The 16,053-nt window shown below is 67.5% G+C and carries 12 protein-coding genes; 8 read left to right on the top strand and 4 right to left on the bottom strand.

From position 1 onward, the window contains the following. The first annotated feature begins 271 nt into the window (after positions 1-271). On the top strand, positions 272-871 hold the full coding sequence (gene coaE / locus Q5064_RS10665; protein WP_302964564.1) for a dephospho-CoA kinase: 600 nt from the start codon (positions 272-274) through the stop codon (positions 869-871). Between the two features lie 62 nt (positions 872-933). Here the strand turns inward: coaE and Q5064_RS10660 are convergent, their stop codons facing one another. Continuing rightward, the gene (locus Q5064_RS10660) at positions 934-1,986 is read right to left on the bottom strand and encodes a YeiH family protein (RefSeq protein WP_302964562.1); all 1,053 of its coding nucleotides are present in this window, start codon (positions 1,984-1,986) and stop codon (positions 934-936) included. 182 nt (positions 1,987-2,168) lie between these two features. Here Q5064_RS10660 and uvrB point away from each other — a divergent pair, with 182 nt between their 5' ends. Together uvrB and Q5064_RS10650 are read left to right on the top strand one after the other, a co-directional pair. Further along, a complete protein-coding gene (uvrB, locus tag Q5064_RS10655) occupies positions 2,169-4,292 on the top strand; it encodes an excinuclease ABC subunit UvrB (protein WP_302964566.1) in 2,124 nt (707 codons plus the stop codon). 152 nt (positions 4,293-4,444) lie between these two features. Then, complete coding sequence (locus tag Q5064_RS10650; protein WP_302964560.1) at positions 4,445-6,070, top strand: polysaccharide deacetylase family protein; 1,626 nt, start codon at positions 4,445-4,447, stop codon at positions 6,068-6,070. A 124-nt stretch (positions 6,071-6,194) separates the two neighbouring features. Here Q5064_RS10650 and recN read toward each other — a convergent pair whose 3' ends face one another. Genes recN through Q5064_RS10635 form a run of 3 tightly spaced genes read right to left on the bottom strand, consistent with a single transcriptional unit; the run spans position 6,195 to position 8,607 of the window. Then, positions 6,195-7,817, bottom strand: coding sequence for a DNA repair protein RecN (recN, locus tag Q5064_RS10645; RefSeq protein ID WP_302964559.1), 1,623 nt, complete (start codon positions 7,815-7,817; stop codon positions 6,195-6,197). 9 nt (positions 7,818-7,826) lie between these two features. Then, positions 7,827-8,273 (bottom strand): hypothetical protein, encoded by a 447-nt coding sequence (locus Q5064_RS10640; RefSeq protein ID WP_302964557.1) that lies wholly within the window; start codon positions 8,271-8,273, stop codon positions 7,827-7,829. A gap of 4 nt (positions 8,274-8,277) precedes the next feature. After that, the gene (locus Q5064_RS10635) at positions 8,278-8,607 is read right to left on the bottom strand and encodes a hypothetical protein (protein ID WP_302964556.1); all 330 of its coding nucleotides are present in this window, start codon (positions 8,605-8,607) and stop codon (positions 8,278-8,280) included. Positions 8,608-8,888: 281 nt separating this feature from the next. Between Q5064_RS10635 and Q5064_RS10630 the strand changes: the two genes are divergently transcribed. From Q5064_RS10630 to glmS, 5 genes are all read left to right on the top strand, one after another. Continuing rightward, positions 8,889-10,007 (top strand): hypothetical protein, encoded by a 1,119-nt coding sequence (locus Q5064_RS10630; protein WP_302964553.1) that lies wholly within the window; start codon positions 8,889-8,891, stop codon positions 10,005-10,007. Between the two features lie 408 nt (positions 10,008-10,415). Continuing rightward, positions 10,416-11,477, top strand: coding sequence for a phenylalanine--tRNA ligase subunit alpha (gene pheS, locus Q5064_RS10625; RefSeq protein WP_302964550.1), 1,062 nt, complete (start codon positions 10,416-10,418; stop codon positions 11,475-11,477). Positions 11,478-11,718: 241 nt separating this feature from the next. Continuing rightward, positions 11,719-14,169: a phenylalanine--tRNA ligase subunit beta gene (pheT, locus tag Q5064_RS10620; protein WP_302964549.1), complete on the top strand. Its 2,451-nt coding sequence runs from the start codon at positions 11,719-11,721 to the stop codon at positions 14,167-14,169. A gap of 4 nt (positions 14,170-14,173) precedes the next feature. After that, a complete protein-coding gene (gene acpS / locus Q5064_RS10615; protein WP_302964547.1) occupies positions 14,174-14,722 on the top strand; it encodes a holo-ACP synthase in 549 nt (182 codons plus the stop codon). Between the two features lie 304 nt (positions 14,723-15,026). Further along, the coding region (glmS, locus tag Q5064_RS10610) for a glutamine--fructose-6-phosphate transaminase (isomerizing) (protein WP_302964545.1) at positions 15,027-16,053 on the top strand (1,027 nt) is incomplete at its 3' end.

The raw sequence follows: 16,053 nt of genomic DNA, 5'->3' as shown, positions 1-16,053 counted from the left end.
GCCGCATCTCCCTGTCCATGAAGGCCGCCGCCGAGGAGCTCGGCTTCGAGATCGACGTGGACGAGTCGGTGCAGGCCGAGGAGAAGCCGGCCCGCCGCAAGAAGGCCGACGAGGCTCCTGCCGAGGCCGAGGTCGTCGAGGTGGAGACCACCGACGCCGAGTAGCCTTTGACGCACAAGCGCGAATTTGACGGGCTGTCCTTCGGGGCAGCCCGTTTGTTTTCGTGTATCATGATGCCAGCGAAAACGAACGCCCGAAGGGGAGGTACTGCATGAAGAAGCTGTTTCTGATCGGCGGCATGGGCGCCGGGAAGTCCACGGCACGCAAGGCGCTGACCGACGAGGGTCTGGCTTGGATCGATCTCGACCAGGTGGGGCACGAGGTGCTCACGTGGGATACGGTGAAGGATGACCTGCGCGGTGCCTTCGGCGACGGCATCTTCGATGAGAACGGGGAAGTGGTGCGCGCGGAGCTGGCCGCGGTGGCCTTCGCGAGCCCGGCGGCCACGCGCAAGCTGAACTGCATCACCATGCCGCGCATCGAGGAGCGCTACACCGATCTCATCGACGAGTTCGAGCGCGAGGGGAAGCCGGCTGTGGTGGTGGAGTACTCGGTGTTCCGCAATCGCCAGCAGTCGCTGGCCTATGGGGCGGACGTGGTCATCGCCGTGCTCGCACCGCTGGAGACGCGCATCGAGCGCGCCGTGGCCTCGGGCTTTTCGGAGGAGGACGTGCGCGCCCGCATCGCCCGCCAGATCACCGACGCCGACCGCATCGAGGCGGCCGATGTGGTCTTCAACAACGACGGCACCCCCGAGGAGCTCCGCAACGAGGTGCTCGCCTGGTGGAACGAGTACAAGAAGGAAATCTAGCTCGCACAGAGCTGATCGCAGACCAACGTTTCGGAGGCCGTCTCGCAGAGACGGCCTCTTTGCTACCACAGTCCGAGCATATGCTGCATGGCGAGGCTGGCGGCGGCGATGCAGATCCAGCAGATGAGGCCCATGAGGATGGGCTTGGCGCCGCTTCTCACCAGCTTCACGAGGTCGGTGTTCAGGCCAATGGCGGCCATGGCCATGACGATGAAGAACTTGCTCAAGGTCTTCAGGGGCGCGAAGGCGGCTACGTCGGCGCCAGCGGCGACGGCAACGGTGGTGATGACCGAGGCTGCCAGGAAGAGCAGGATGAAGGTGGGGAAGGCGCGCTTCAGCGAGAAGCCGCCGAGAGGTTTCGCGCTAGGAGCCGCAATGCCCGCTGCCTCGTTCTCTTTGCGCGCCATGACGATAGCCAGCACGAGCGTGATGGGGATGATGGCGAGCGTGCGGGTGAGCTTCACGATGGTGGCGTCGTCGAGGGCGTTCGCGCCCGGGTGCATGCCGTCCCAGGCGGCCGCGGCGGCGGTGACCGACGAAGTGTCGTTCACGGCAGTGCCGGCGAACAGGCCGAAGCCCTCGTTGGACATGCCGAGCGTACTTCCCAGGGTGGGGAAGATGAGCGCCGCGATGACGTTGAACAGGAAGATGACCGAGATGGCCTGAGCCACCTGCTCGTCTTTGGCGCGGATGACCGGTGCCGTGGCCGCGATGGCGCTGCCTCCGCAGATGGAGGACCCCACGGCGATGAGCGTGGCGATGGCCGAGTCCATGCGCAGTACCTTATATAGGATGTAGCCCACGATGAGCGCCGTGGCGATGGTGGAGCAGATAATGGGCAGGCTTTCGGCGCCCACGGCGGCGATTTGGGCCAGGTTCAGCCCGAAGCCGAGCAGGATGACGGCATACTGGAGCACCTTCTTCGCCGTGAAGGCGATGCCGCCCTGTACCGCGCCGCGGCTCGGCTGCTTCCACAAAAGGGCGATGGCCATGCCCAGCAGGATGGCGAACACGGGACCGCCGACGACCGGCAGCGCCTCGCCGAGAAACCAGCACGGCAGCGCGATGGCCGCACAGATCCCGATGCCGGGTGCCACGTTCCTCAGATTCGCCATGAGTGTCTCCTTCTTGCAGGGCTGATCAGCGATTGCGAAGTATAGCACTCATGAATGGAGAGACGCAGGTAATGTAAGCGAACATCTGTTCAATTATCTTGGGCCGTGCTAGACTGGTCTTCTGCTAACGACATTCTGAGAAGGAGACCTGCGTGTCTACTCATCTTTCCAATATCGAGGGCATGGTCATGGAGGGGAAGCTGCCCGAGGTGCGGCTGGCCAATACACCGTTCAAGGTGGTCTCGCCCTTCGAGCCGTCGGGCGACCAGCCCGAGGCCATCGCCGCGCTCGCGAAGGGCGTGGAGGAGGGCCTTCGCTACCAGACGCTTCTGGGCGTCACCGGCTCGGGCAAGACCTTCACCATGGCCAAGACCATCGAGGCGGTGCAGAAGCCCACGCTCGTCATGGCCCCGAACAAGACGCTCGCCGCGCAGCTGGCCGCCGAGCTGAAGGAGTTCTTCCCCGACAACGCCGTGGTGTACTTTGTCAGCTACTACGACTACTACCAGCCCGAGGCCTACGTGCCCGCCTCCGACACCTTCATCGAGAAGGACGCCTCCATCAACGAGGAGGTGGAGAAGCTGCGCCATGCGGCCACGAGCGCGCTTTTGTCGCGGCGCGACGTGATCGTGGTGGCCTCGGTCAGCTGCATCTACGGCATCGGGTCCCCCATGGACTACGCCGGCATGGCCGTGTTCGTGGACAAGCAGAAGGAAATGGACCGCGACGCCGTTATCCACGAGCTCATCGACATCCAGTACGACCGCAACGATTATGAGCAGAAGCGCGGCACCTTCCGCGTGCGGGGCGACGCGCTCGACGTGTTCCCGCCCTACGCCGACCATCCCATCCGCATCGAGTTCTGGGGCGACGAGATCGAGTCCATCGACGAGATCGACCAGGTGACCGGCGAGGTGCTGAACAGCTACGAGGCGCTGCCCATCTGGCCGGCGAGCCACTACGTCACCGCGCGCCCGAAGATGGACAAGGCCCTTGGCACCATCCAAGACGAGCTGCGCGAGCGCCTCATGCAGTTCAAGGAGGAGGGGAAGCTCCTGGAGGCCCAGCGTCTGGAGATGCGCGTGAACTACGACTTGGAGATGCTCGAGACCATGGGCTTCTGCTCCGGCATCGAGAACTACTCGCGCCATCTGGACGGACGGGCGCCGGGCGAGCCGCCCTACACGCTCATCGACTATTTCCCGAAGGACTTCCTCTGCATCATCGACGAGTCCCATGTCACCGTGCCGCAGATCCGCGGCATGCACGAGGGCGATCGCTCCCGCAAGATCACCCTGGCCGAGCACGGCTTCCGCCTGCCCAGCTGCCTGGACAACCGCCCCTTGCGCTTCGACGAGTTCGAGGAGCGCATCCCGCAGTTCATCTATGTGTCGGCCACGCCCGGCGACTACGAGGAGAAGGTGAGCCTCGCCCAGGTGGAGCAGGTCATCCGCCCGACGGGCCTGCTGGACCCGGAAATCGTCGTGCGCACGTCCAAGAGCCAGATCGACGACATCATCGACGAGGCGAAGGAGCGCGCCGGAAGAGACGAGCGCGTGCTCATCACCACGCTCACGAAGAAGATGGCGGAAGATCTGACCGACCACTTGCTCGACCAGGGCGTGAAGGCGCGCTACATGCACTCCGACATCGCTACGCTCGAGCGCACCGAGATCCTGCGCGACCTGCGTCGCGGCGAGTTCGACGTGCTCGTGGGCATCAACCTTCTGCGCGAGGGCCTCGACCTTCCCGAGGTGTCGCTCGTGGCTATTCTGGACGCCGACAAGGAGGGCTTCCTGCGCAACCACCGCTCGCTCATCCAGACCATTGGCCGTGCGGCCCGCAACGTGTCGGGCGAGGTCATCATGTACGCCGACCGCATCACCGACTCCATGCGCCGCGCCATCGACGAGACGCGTCGGCGCCGCGAGATCCAGATGGCCTACAACGAGGAGCACGGCATTGAGCCCCAGACCATCCGCAAGGCCATCAACGACATTATGGGATTCATTACCGAGGACGTGGAGGGCACCACGGCCGAGCAGGTGAACAAGGAGCTCGCCGAGCTGTCCCGCGAGGAGGTGCTGCGGCTCATCTCGTCCATGGAAGACGACATGGCGGCCGCTTCCCGCGACATGGACTTCGAGGAGGCGGCCCGCCTGCGCGACCAGGTGGTGAAGCTGAAGAGCTCGGTGGAGGACAAGTCGGAGGACGACGTGCTGAAGGACTTGCGGAAGAGCGCGCGCAAGGGAAGCGCCTACGGCAACCGCAAGCACGCCGCCTACGGCAGCAGCCGCGCCAGCTAGGCCGCCGCGGGCGGCACCGGGCCTCCGCACGGCCGGGCGGTTTGCGAACTTTACGGGAATGTAAGGCAAAAAGAGGGCCGGAGCGGGGCGCTTGGACGTATAATGCCCCTCGACAACCGTTAGCACCGCCAGAGCGCTTAAGGAAGATATAGATGCCCGACCAGCCCATGACCCCCTCGGGAGGAAGCCAGAACCCGCGGAACAACCCGCGCCAGCACCGCAAGCCCACGCGCCGGCACCCCTCGCAGGGGACCGGCAGCATCCCTGGCGCCCCCTACCTCACCGGCCCGGCGGCCGCCATACCGCCGAGCGAGGAGGCGCCGGAGGCCGCGAAGGCGCCGGCCTACCCGAACGGCCACGACGCCGTCTCCCAGGAGGCCGCCGCGCGCGCCGCCTACGAGCAGTACGCCGCGGCGACGAACCAGCCGCACCCCCAGGCGGCCAACCACCCGCAGTACGGCTCGCGCTACCAGCAGGCGAGCGGGTACGCGGGCTACGCGGCCTCGGCCGCCAACCCCCGCGTCATGCCCGCGCAGAAGACCGAGGGGCAAATGGCCCCCTACGCCGACATGGGGCGCTACAAGAAGAAGGGCAAGAAGAAGGCGGGCATCGTCTCCATCGTCGTGGCCGTCGTCATCCTGGCCGCCATCGGCGTGGGCGCCTACCTGTACCTGAATCCCCCCACCTTCAACGTCACCGTCAACGGCATGACCCGCACGGTCGGCTCGGGCTCCACGGTGCAGGACATGGTGGACGAGGGCATCGTGTCGCCGCACGCCGGCAACCTCCTCGCCGTGGACGGCGAGGTGCTCGAGGAGGGGGGCGGCACGCCCTTCACGGGCACCATCAACGGAGGCGATTTCACCGACCCCGGCACCGTCCTCCACAAGGGCGACTCGGTTCAGATCGAGGACGGGGCCGACGTCACCGAGGAGTACGACGTCGAGACGGTGGAAAGCGAGCCGGGGCACCAGGAGCTCGGCGAGGGCGCCATCCACATCTACGTGCCCGGCAAGACCGGCCAGGTGGAGAAGCGCACGGGCAAGGTGTCGGGCAAGACGGTCGAGGAGACGGTGACCGAGGGCCGCGACAACATCTACCTGAAGTACAACGCCGACACCAAGGGCGAGAAGGTGATCGCGCTCACCTTCGACGACGGGCCCATCGGCACGACCCCCGAGCTGCTCGACGTGCTGAAGGAGTACGGGGTGAAGGCCACGTTCTTCACCATCGGCAACCAGATCTCCGAGAAGACCGACTTCTCCGACGTGGTGAAGCGCGCCGCCGACGAGGGGCACCAGATCGCCACCCACAGCTGGGACCACGCGGAGAGCGGCGGCGGCAACAGCGTGGACATGACGCGCCAGAGCCCCGAGAAGCAGATCGAGGAGGTCCAGATGGGCCAGCAGGCCATCGCCGACGCCACGGGCGAGGAGGCCTCGAAGGTGTTCCGCTCGCCGGGCGGCAACTACCACGGCGATATCATCTGGAACCTCGCGCCCTACGTGACGAGCGAGATCGGCTGGAACATCGACACTGAGGACTGGCGGCGCCCGGGCGCCGAGGCCATCGCCCAGCGGCTGCTGAGCGTGCAGCCCGGTGACATCGTGCTCATGCATGACGGCGGCGGCGATCGCAGCCAGACCATCGAGGCCCTGAAGATCGCGCTGCCCCAGCTCGTGGAGCAGGGCTACAAGTTCGTGACCATCGACGAGCTCATCGCCTACGACGATGTGGAGGCCCTCGCCCAGCAGCTGCAGGACGCGGCGGGCGCGTAAGGAGGCTCCGCCCGCTCTGAACGACCTCCCATTTCTTGAGCGATGAGAAATGGGAGGTTTTCTATGTCCGAAGGCCTAAGGATCAGATACAGCTTTTCCGTAAGGGCTAGGGCGGCGGGTCTGCCTAGCGTCCCGCGGCCTCCAGGAGTTCCCGGGCGTGGGCGAGCGAGGTGTCGGTCGCGCTGCCCGACAGCAGACGCGCCACCTCGGCCACCCGGGCCTCGCCCTCGACGGGGGAGAGCTCGGTCTGCGGAGCATCTCCCTCGGTCTTGACGACGGTGTAGTGGACATCGGCGAGCACGGCCACCTGAGCCAGATGGGTGATGACGATGACCTGGTGGCTCTCGGCCAGCTCGGCGAGCACGGCGGCGAGCGCGTTGGCGGTGTTTCCCCCCACGCCGGCATCGACCTCGTCGAAGATGAGGGTCTCGGCGCCATCCCGCTTGCCGAGCACCACCTTCACTGCCAGAAGCACGCGGCTGATCTCGCCGCCGGAGGCGATGCGCGTGAGGGGGCGCGCCTGCATCGACTTGCCGGGGCGGAACGTGAAGGCCACCGCGCTCGAGCCGTGGCGCGTCCACTGCGCGCGGGGGAGTGCCTCCACGGTGCACTCGAGCGCCGCCCCTCCCATCTCGAGGCGGGCGAGCACGGCGCTCACCGCTTCGGCGAAGCGGGGTGCCGCTTCGGCGCGGGCTGCGTCGTAGGCCGCCGCCGTCTCGGCGAGCGCGCGCTCCGCCGCATCAAGTTCTCGCTCGGCGGTCTCGGTGGCCCCGTCGGCATCGTCGACGGCCCTGACGAGGGCCGCGCACGCATCCCAGTGGCCGAAGACCTCCTCCATAGTGGGGCCGAAGTTGCGCATGAGCCCCATGAGGGTTCCCATGCGCTCCTGGGCCTCGGCGAGCGAGGCGGCGTCGAAGTCGATCCCGTCGCAGTAGGCCGCCATATCGCGCGCGACGTCCTCAACGACGAAGGAGGCCTCCCGCAGCGATTGCGCGTAGGGGGCGAGCTCCTCGTCGGCGCGAGCCGCCTCCTCGATGAGGGCGATGGCGGAGCCGAGTGCGTCGAGCGCGCCGCCATCGCCCGAGAGCGCCTCGGCGGCTCCGTGGGAGTTGCGGGCGAGCGTCTCGGCGTGCTCGGCCCGGGCGAGCCAGTCGCGCACCTCCTCGTATTCGCCTCCCTGGGGGTTGACGGCCTCGATCTGCTGCAGGGCGAAGCGCGCCTCCTCCAACTGGGCCGTGGACGCGCTCGCCTGGGCGCGGACCTCGTCGAGGCGCCGCTGGGCCTCGTTGGCCTCGGCGAGGGCGGCCCGGTAGGCTTCGGCGGCTTCCCGGGCTCCCTCGGCCCAGTCGTCCAGGATACGGCCGTGCTCGGCGGTGCGCAGCAGCGACTGGTACTCGTGCTGGCCGCAGAGCTCGATGAGGGGCCCCGCCGTCTCGGAGAGCTCGGCGACGCTGGCCATAGTTCCGTTGATGGTGGCGCGGGAGCGCCCGTCGGCGCCCACCCGGCGCGTGATGACGAGCTCCTCGTCGCTCTCGCCGGCGAACAGCCGGCCGCTCACTTGCGCCCGCTCGGCGCCCTCGCGGACCACCGAGCTGTCGGCCCGTGCCCCGACGAGGAGCTTGCAGGCCGAGATGAGGGCCGTTTTCCCAGCGCCTGTCTCGCCGGTGAGCACGGTGAGGCGCGCGCTCGGCGTGAGGGACGCCTGGCGGATGAGGGCGATGTCCTGGACCTGGATTTCGTCGATCATGGCGCGCTCCTAGAAGTCGATGAGGTCGAACACCAAGCCCCGCTCCTGCTCGAGCGCCTCGAAGAGCTCTTCGGGACTCACGCGCCGTACGGCGCGCGGGATGTCGGCGGCGCCCGCGTTCGTGATGATGAAGTCGGCGCTGATCTTGCGGGCACATGACTCCGTGAGGGCGGTATGGTAGGGGAGGCTTCCGTGATCCAGCGCGAAGCGGACGTCTGCCCCGTCGACGGAGCAGACCGAGAGGAACCCCATGGTGGAGCGCAGCGCCGATCGCGCCTCGGCGTCGGGAAGGGCCGCGAGCAGGGCGCGGCGCACGTCGTCGAAACTGTCGGCGGCCACCCACAGCTCGGCGGCGCCCGTGAGTTCCAGGGCGTTGAGCTTGTTCCAGGCCTCGCGGGCGTCGGGGCGCTCGGCCACGAAGTCGAGCAGGGTGTCGGTGTCTATGAGCAGTCTCATGGGCCTACGCCTCCTCGTCGGGCGCCGGCATCGCGGCCGCGGCGAGCGCGGCGCCGCGGGGCCCCCAGAACTCGGCCGGGACGCTGCGCGTAGCGTGGCGGAGGCGGAACCTCAGCTCGTTGACCTGCGCGTCGGTGAGCGTGATGCGCATCGGCTGCTCGTCGGAGCGGGGGTCGGGCAGCTCCCCGGTCCTGAGGACGTAGTCGTAGGCTGCGTTCACCAGCTCGGTGGGCGACGAGCCGATGGCGCGCAGCTGCGCGTTGACCTGATCCCGAATCTCCACGGGGACGCGGGCCGTGACCATGGCGTGCATGGGCGCCTCCTTTCCTGTCATGATCGCAGTGTAAGGCGACTGAGGGAAAATTGCAATAGTAATACGAACAAATATTTGCATTATGATCAACAATCTGATAGAGTGAGCAACAGGAGCATCTCCCGATCGTGTCTTTTTCGGCAAGATGCTTGTCAGAGAGCGGCTTATTCGGGAAGATTAGGCGATATGTCTCGAGCCGGCGGCCCCGTTGGGTGCCCGGCGGTCTCGGGAATTGTCAGTATGACGAAAGGGATGCCTTGGTATACCTGCAACGACAAGGACGGCGTCTGATCGCGTGCTTCATGGCGATCCTGCTCGCCCTCTCCGTGGCGGGGCTCGCGCCCGTATCCGCCCTCGCGGATCCGGCCGACGACGCCCAGGCCGCCGTTGACGACGCCCAGGCCACGCTCGATGCCGCCGAGTCGCGCATGGCTGAGATAAACAGCGAGTACGAGCAGCTCACCGCTGAGGTGGAGCGGCTCCAGCAGCAGATAGACGAGACGGCCGCCGCGGCCATGGAGGCGCAGCAGGCCATGCTCGAGGGACGCGCCGCCTTGGAGCAGGTGGCCGTGGGCGAGTACCGCGACGGCAGCTCCATGGGGCTGCTCGGGCTCGTGCTCGATTCCAAGAACTTCGACGACCTTCTCCGCAACATGGAGTACGTCAACCAGATCATGGCCTACCAGGCCGACGAGGTCGCGGCGCAGAAGGAGCGCAAGCAGGCCTTCGACGCGGTGTCCGAGGAGCTGAACGCCCAGAAGAACGAGCAGGAGCAGGCGCTCGCGGCCCAGGAGGAGAAGCGCGCCCAGGCCGAGGCTGTGGTGCAGGGCGCCACTGAGCGTTTGTCCGACGCGAAGGCGGATCAGGCCGCGCGCCTGGCCGAGCTGGCCGCCCAGGCCGAGGCCCTCCGCAAGCAGAAGGAGGAGGCCGAGGCCGCCGCTGCCAACGAGGTGGAGGAGAGCCCCGATGCCAACACGGGCGGCCGCGAGCCGGTGGTTCCCGATGACGAGCCGGTGGCGCCCGATCCGGGCGACTCGTCGGGCGGATCCGACAGCGGCTCGGATTCCTCAGATTCCGGATCGTCGTCGGAAGAGGGCTGGCGCACCGGCACCGCCTCCGCCTACGGCGGCAGCACCGATCCCACCACGCCCAACCCGGGCACCACCTCCACCGGCGCCATCTGCGATGACAACTCCATGGGCGTGGCGGTGCCCAAGTCCATGCCGAACTACCGCAGCTACTTCGGCCGCACGGTGGAGATCCGCTACGGCGGCATGACGGTATACGCCACGGTGAACGACTGCGGTTCCATGGGCGGCGGCAGCCGCGTGCTCGATCTGCAGCCCGGCGTGTGGAAGGCCTTCGGGTTCTCCAGCTGCCGCGACTGGGGCCTGCGCACCGTGCAGTACCGCTTCCTGTAGGCGCGCGCCGCGCAGCGGGAAATCTCCCCGCACGGCCCGGCAAAGTGCGCTATACTTCACAGCTACATGCGACGACGAAGATAAGGCTCGCGCGTTCGCGGTCTCCAGAGAGGGCCCCTCGGCTGAAAGGGCCCGGCCGGCGAGGCGAGTCCGTTCCCTTCCGAGCAGCGCTCCTGAACCCGGACGCGGCACTCCCGCGAGACGGCCAGTAGGGGGCGACGGTTCGCTCCCGTGATCGAGCGCAACGAGCGGGCGGCTTGACGACTGCGCCATGGGCGCGGCGGTCCGTCGCCAACCGAGGTGGTACCGCGAGAGCCCTCTCTCGTCCTTGGGTTTCCGGGCATGGCGCCCGGCCGAGGCGGGAGAGGGCTCTTTTTGTTGGAAGCGAGAGCGAAAGGCGAAGCAGCTATGGCAATTGCAGAGGAACTGGCCGTCCTGCGCGAGCGCACCTTGGCCGAGATCGAGGCGGCCTGCGACTCGACGGCGCTGGAGGCCGTGCGCGTGGCGGTGCTGGGCAAGTCCGGCACCCTGACCGGCTATTTGCGCTCCATGGGATCGGTCCCCCCCGAGGAGCGCGCCGCCGTGGGCAAGGCCGTGAACGCGGCCCGCGGCGAGATCGAGGAGGCGCTCGCGGCCGCCAAGGCGTCCATCGACGCGGCGGAGCTGGCCGCCTCCATCGACGCGGCCGCCGTGGACGTCACGCTGCCCGGCCGCGTGCAGCAGATGGGCACGCGCCACCTCATCAACGGCATCATCGACGAGGTGTCCGATATCTTTTTGGGCCTCGGCTACAAGGTGGTGGAAGGCGCCGAGATCGAGACCGACTACTACAACTTCACGGCCCTGAACGCTCCGGCTGACCACCCGAGCCGTTCCATGCAGGACACCTTCTACGTGCGCGACCTCTCGGGCGACGCCTCGCGGGTGCGCGGCGAGTCCGACGTGCTTCTGCGCACCCAGACCTCCGGCGTGCAGGTGCACGTGATGGAGGACTGGGACCTGCCCATCTATATGATCGCGCCGGGCAAGGTGTATCGCCGCGACGTGGCCGACCCGTCGCACCTTCCGCAGTTCCACCAGATCGAGGGCTTGGTCGTGGATAAGGGCATCACCTTCGGCGATTTGAAGGGCACGCTCGACTACATGTGCAAGCAGATCTTCGGATCCGAGCGAAAGACGCGCTTCCGCGCCCACTACTTCCCGTTCACGGAGCCTTCGGCCGAGGCCGACGTGAGCTGCGGCATCTGCCACGGCGAGGGCTGCCGCATGTGCAAGGGCACGGGCTGGATCGAGATCCTCGGCTGCGGCATGGTGGATCCGAACGTGCTCTCCATGAGCGGCATCGACCCGGAGGAGTACTCCGGCTTCGCCTTCGGCATGGGGGTGGAGCGCATTGCCTGCCTGAAGTACGACGTGCCCGATTTGCGCATGCTGCTTGAGGGCGACATGAGATTCTTGAGGCAATTTTAGCTGTGGCTCTGCCGGAGCGGCGACACTGGGCGTTCCGATTCGCTCAGGCAGTCCTCGCTCGGCGGAAATGCCCACAGGGCATTTCCGTTCGCTGCGGAACTCGCTCGGTCGGAACGCCCAGTGTCGCCTGCGAACGATGGCGCTGCTGCGAACTCGCCTGGTGAGCACCACCTAAAATCCCTCTGGGCGTTGACGTTGTTGAATTCAAGTTGAGGCTTTGGTTCAAGAGAAAGAAAACATCATGAAGGTATCTTTGAAGTGGCTTTCGGAATATACGGACGTTCCCTCTGATTTGAAGGCGTTCTGCGATCGGCTCGATCTGACGGGCACGGGTGTGGAAGGCGTGGAGAAGACCGGCGAGGCCTTCGAGGGCGTCGTCGTGGGGCGCGTGCTCACCTGCGAGCCCCATCCCGATTCCGACCACATGCACGTGGTGACGGTGGATACGGGCGCGGGCGAGCCGGTGCAGATCGTCTGCGGCGCGCCGAACATCGCCGCCGACATCCTCGTGCCCGTGGCGACGGTGGGCGCGGTGCTGCCCGGCGATTTCAAGATCAAGAAGTCGAAGCTGCGCGGCGTGGTCAGCTGCGGTATGTGCTGCTCCCAGCGCGAGCTGGGGCTGGGGTCGGACCACTCGGGCATCTGGATCCTGCCCGAGGGGACGCCCGTGGGCACGCCCATGGCCGAGGTGATCGGCTCGGGCGATACCGTGCTCGATCTGGAGATCACCCCGAACCGCCCCGACTGCCTGTCGGTGGTAGGCATGGCCCGCGAGGTGGGCGCCATGTACCAGCAGCCGGTGACCTACCCGCTCGTCGCCGACGTGGCCAAGCTGGCAGCCGTCACCGCTGGCGCCGATGTGGCCGAAACCGTCGCCGTCACGGTGGCCGAGACCGACCGCTGCCCCCGCTACACCGCCCGCGTCATCGACAACGTGAAGGTTGGCCCCTCGCCTGACTGGCTCGCCGAGCGCGTGAGCGCGGCCGGCGGCCGCCCCATCAACAACGTGGTGGATGTGACCAACTACATCCTATACCTGTACGGCCAGCCCCTGCACGCCTTCGACTTGGATACCCTGGCCGACGCCGAAGGGCATGTGCAGGTAGTGGTGCGCGCCGCCGAGGAGGGGGAGGAGCTTGTTACCCTCGACGGCGAGAAGCGCACGCTCACCGAGGACATGACCGTCATCGCCACGCCGAAGCGCGCCGTGGCGCTCGCCGGCGTGATGGGCGGCCTCGACACCGAGGTGACCGAGGCCACCACTACCGTGCTTCTGGAGTCGGCTGACTTCTGCAACGGGCGCACCTCCCGCACGAGCCGCAACCTCGGGCTCATCTCCGAGGCCTCCATGCGCTACGAGCGCGGGGTGGACGAGAATCTGTGCGAGCTCGTGTCCCAAGCGGCCGCGGCCCTGCTCGCCGAGGTGTCCGGGGGCACCGTGCGCCCCGGCGTGGTGGACGTCTACGGGCGCGAGGCCGCCCCGCGCCCGCTTGCCTTCCGCATCCCGCGCTTCAAGGCCATGATGGGCGCCGATATCCCGGCCGACTTCATCGAGGACATCCTCGTGCGCCTCGGCTGCGCCGTGGAGGCCACCGACGATGCCGACGTGCTCTCGGTGCTCGCCCCCACCTTCCGGCCCGACCTGGAGCGCGAGATCGATCTGTACGAGGAGGTCCTGCGCCTGTGGGGCATGGACCGCATCCCGCCGACGCTGCCCGGCGGCCGCGAGCGCGTGGGCGTGCGCACGCCCGAGCAGCAGGTGGCGCGCCGCGTGAACGACGTGCTGCGCGCTGCGGGCCTGAACGAGACTATGACCTACTCCTTCGCCGAGCCGGGCGATGTGGAGCGCCTGCGCCTGCCCGCCGATGGGCTGGGGCTCGCGGTGGAGCTTCTGAACCCGCTCAACACCGACATGTCCGTCATGCGCCAGTCCATTCTGCCCGGGCTTCTGCGCTCGGTGGCCTACAACCAGGCCCGCGGCGTGAAGAACATCCAGCTCTACGAGATCGGCACGGTGTTCACTGCCCATGAGGGCAAGAAGCGCGCCAAGGAGAAGAAGAAGCTCGTCGGCGTGCTCGCGGGCGCCATGGCCGATACGGCCTGGAACGCGCCGGCGGTGCCCTTCGACTTCTTCGACGGCAAGGGCGTGCTGGAGAGCATCGCCCGCGAGTTGGCGTTGCCCAAGGTGCGCTTCCGGGCCCTTTCCGCCGACGAGGCGCCCCAGCTGCAGCCGGGCCGCGCCGCCGAGATGCTGAGCAACGGCGCCGTGATCGGCTGGGTGGGCGAGGTGCACCCGCTCGTGTGCGACGCCTTCGACGCAGCTGCTCCCGTGGTGGCCTTCGAGCTGGACATGACGGCGCTCATGCGCGCCTCCCGCCCCGCCCGCGACTACGTGGACGTGCCCACCTTCCCCGCTGTGGCCGTGGATCAGGCCTTCGTCGTGGCGGAGGACGTGCCCCACGAGAAGCTCGTGCAGGTGATGACGTCGGCCGGCGGCAAGCTTCTGGAGTCGGTGGCGCTGTTCGACGTGTACCGCGACGAGGAGCGCGTGGGCGCGGGCAAGAAGTCCATGGCCTACAGCCTCACCTACCGCGCTGCCGACCGCACGCTCACGAGCGAGGAAGTGGAGCGGGCCCACGCCAAGCTCGTGGACAAGGTGCAGAAGGCCACCGGCGCGGAAGTGCGGGCGTAACGCCATGGCCCGTTCCAAGAAATCCCAGGCCATTGTGGACGGTGCCCTGTCCATGGCCGTGCCCGACGAGACGGTGGGCCTCGGCGTGGACATCGTGGAGATCGGGCGCATGGAGAAGATCCTGCGTCGCTCGCCCTCCTTCGCCGAGAAGGTGTACTCGGCTGCCGAGCGCGCCTACTGCGACTCCCATGCGCACCCCGAGGTGCACTACGCCACGCGCTTCGCCGCCAAGGAGGCGGTGCTGAAGGCGCTCGGCACGGGTTTTTCCGAGGGCATCGGCTGGCTCGACGTGGAGGTACGCCGCACGGCCAAGGGGCGCCCCTATGTGGTGCTCACGGGCCGTGCCCGGGAGGTGGCGCGCGAGCAGGGCGTGCGCGAGATTCCCATTTCGCTGTCCTACACGCACACCGATGCGGTGGCCTGCGCCATGGCGATCACCGACGAGTCGGTGGCCGCCCAAGAGCGTCGGCGCGATCCCATGGAGGAGCTCACCCGCCAGTTCAAGGAGGCGCGCACCATGCTCGACGAGCTGCCCGCCGGGCCCTCTGCCTAGTTTTTGGCTTGAAAAGCACGGTTTGGGAACTCGAGCGGGTTCCCGCCGTGCTTTCCTGAAGACGCCACCAGGCATAACTCCGCTCGCAGCGCTTCGGCAACTTCCCTGTACGTCCCGCGGGGCCCCTCTCGGTTCCCAAATCGTTCATTCCAAGCCAAAAATGGCCGCGGGCATCGGGCGATTACCTGCGGGCGTTTCGTGAAAGGGGCGACGGGCCGCCGCGTCGGACGCTACAATAGCCCCATCGCTTGAGAGAACCGAGGGCGGCCTGTGCGGTCGCCCCTTTTTGCTAAGGAGCAGAACTATGTGCGGAATCGTCGGGTACACGGGGGCACAGGCCGCCGAGCCTGTTCTGGTGGAGGGCCTCTCCCGCATGGAGTACCGCGGCTACGACTCGGCCGGCGTGGCCATCCAGGAGGGCGACGCCATCCAGGTGGTGTGCCGCAAGGGGAAGGTGAGCGAACTCGCCCACACCCTGGAGCACTTCGACTTCGCGGGCACCTGCGGCATCGGGCATACCCGCTGGGCCACCCACGGCAAGCCGAGCGAGGCCAACGCGCACCCGCACACCTCCTGCGCGGGGGACATCGCCGTGGTGCATAACGGCATCATCGAGAACTTCGCCGAGCTGCGCGAGGAGCTGGTGGGCCGCGGGCACGTGTTCTCCTCCGACACCGACACCGAGGTGGTGGCGCACTTGGTGGAGGAGTCCTACCACCGCATGCGTGAGACCGGCGAGGGCGATCTGCGCGCCGCCGTGGCCGAGGCCGTCTCGCGCCTGGTGGGCGCCTACGGCCTGGCCGTCATGGCCGACGGCGAGCCCGGCACCATCATCGCCTGCCGCAAGGACTCGCCCATCGTGGTGGGCCGCGGGGAGAGCGGCAGCTACGTGGCCAGCGACATCATCGCCATGATCGACGCCACCCGCGACGTGGTGGTGCTCGCCGACAACCAGATGGCGCGCCTTACGGCCGATGCCATCGAGTACTTCGATACGGACGGTGCCTCCATCGAGCCCGAGGTGACCCACGTGGACTGGGACATCGACGTGGCCGAGAAGGGCGGCTACCCCGACTTCATGCTGAAGGAGATCCACGAGCAGCCCCGCGTCATCCGCGACACGCTCGCGGGGCGCCTGTCGGGCGGCGCGCTCTCCATCGACGAGCTCGACATGACCGCCGAGGAGCTGAACCTCATCGACCGCGTCTACGTCATCGCCTGCGGCACCTCCTATCATGCCGGCCTCATCGCCAAGAACCTCATCGAGGCCTGGGCACGCATCCCCTGCGAGGTGGAGGTGGCCAGCGAGTTCCGCTACCGCAACCCCATCA

Origin of the sequence: uncultured Adlercreutzia sp. (genome assembly GCF_958431955.1) — a bacterium.
GTDB lineage: Bacteria > Actinomycetota > Coriobacteriia > Coriobacteriales > Eggerthellaceae > Adlercreutzia.
The sequence above is the reverse complement of the archived record's forward strand: the minus strand, read 5'-3'. Positions and strand labels throughout refer to the sequence as shown.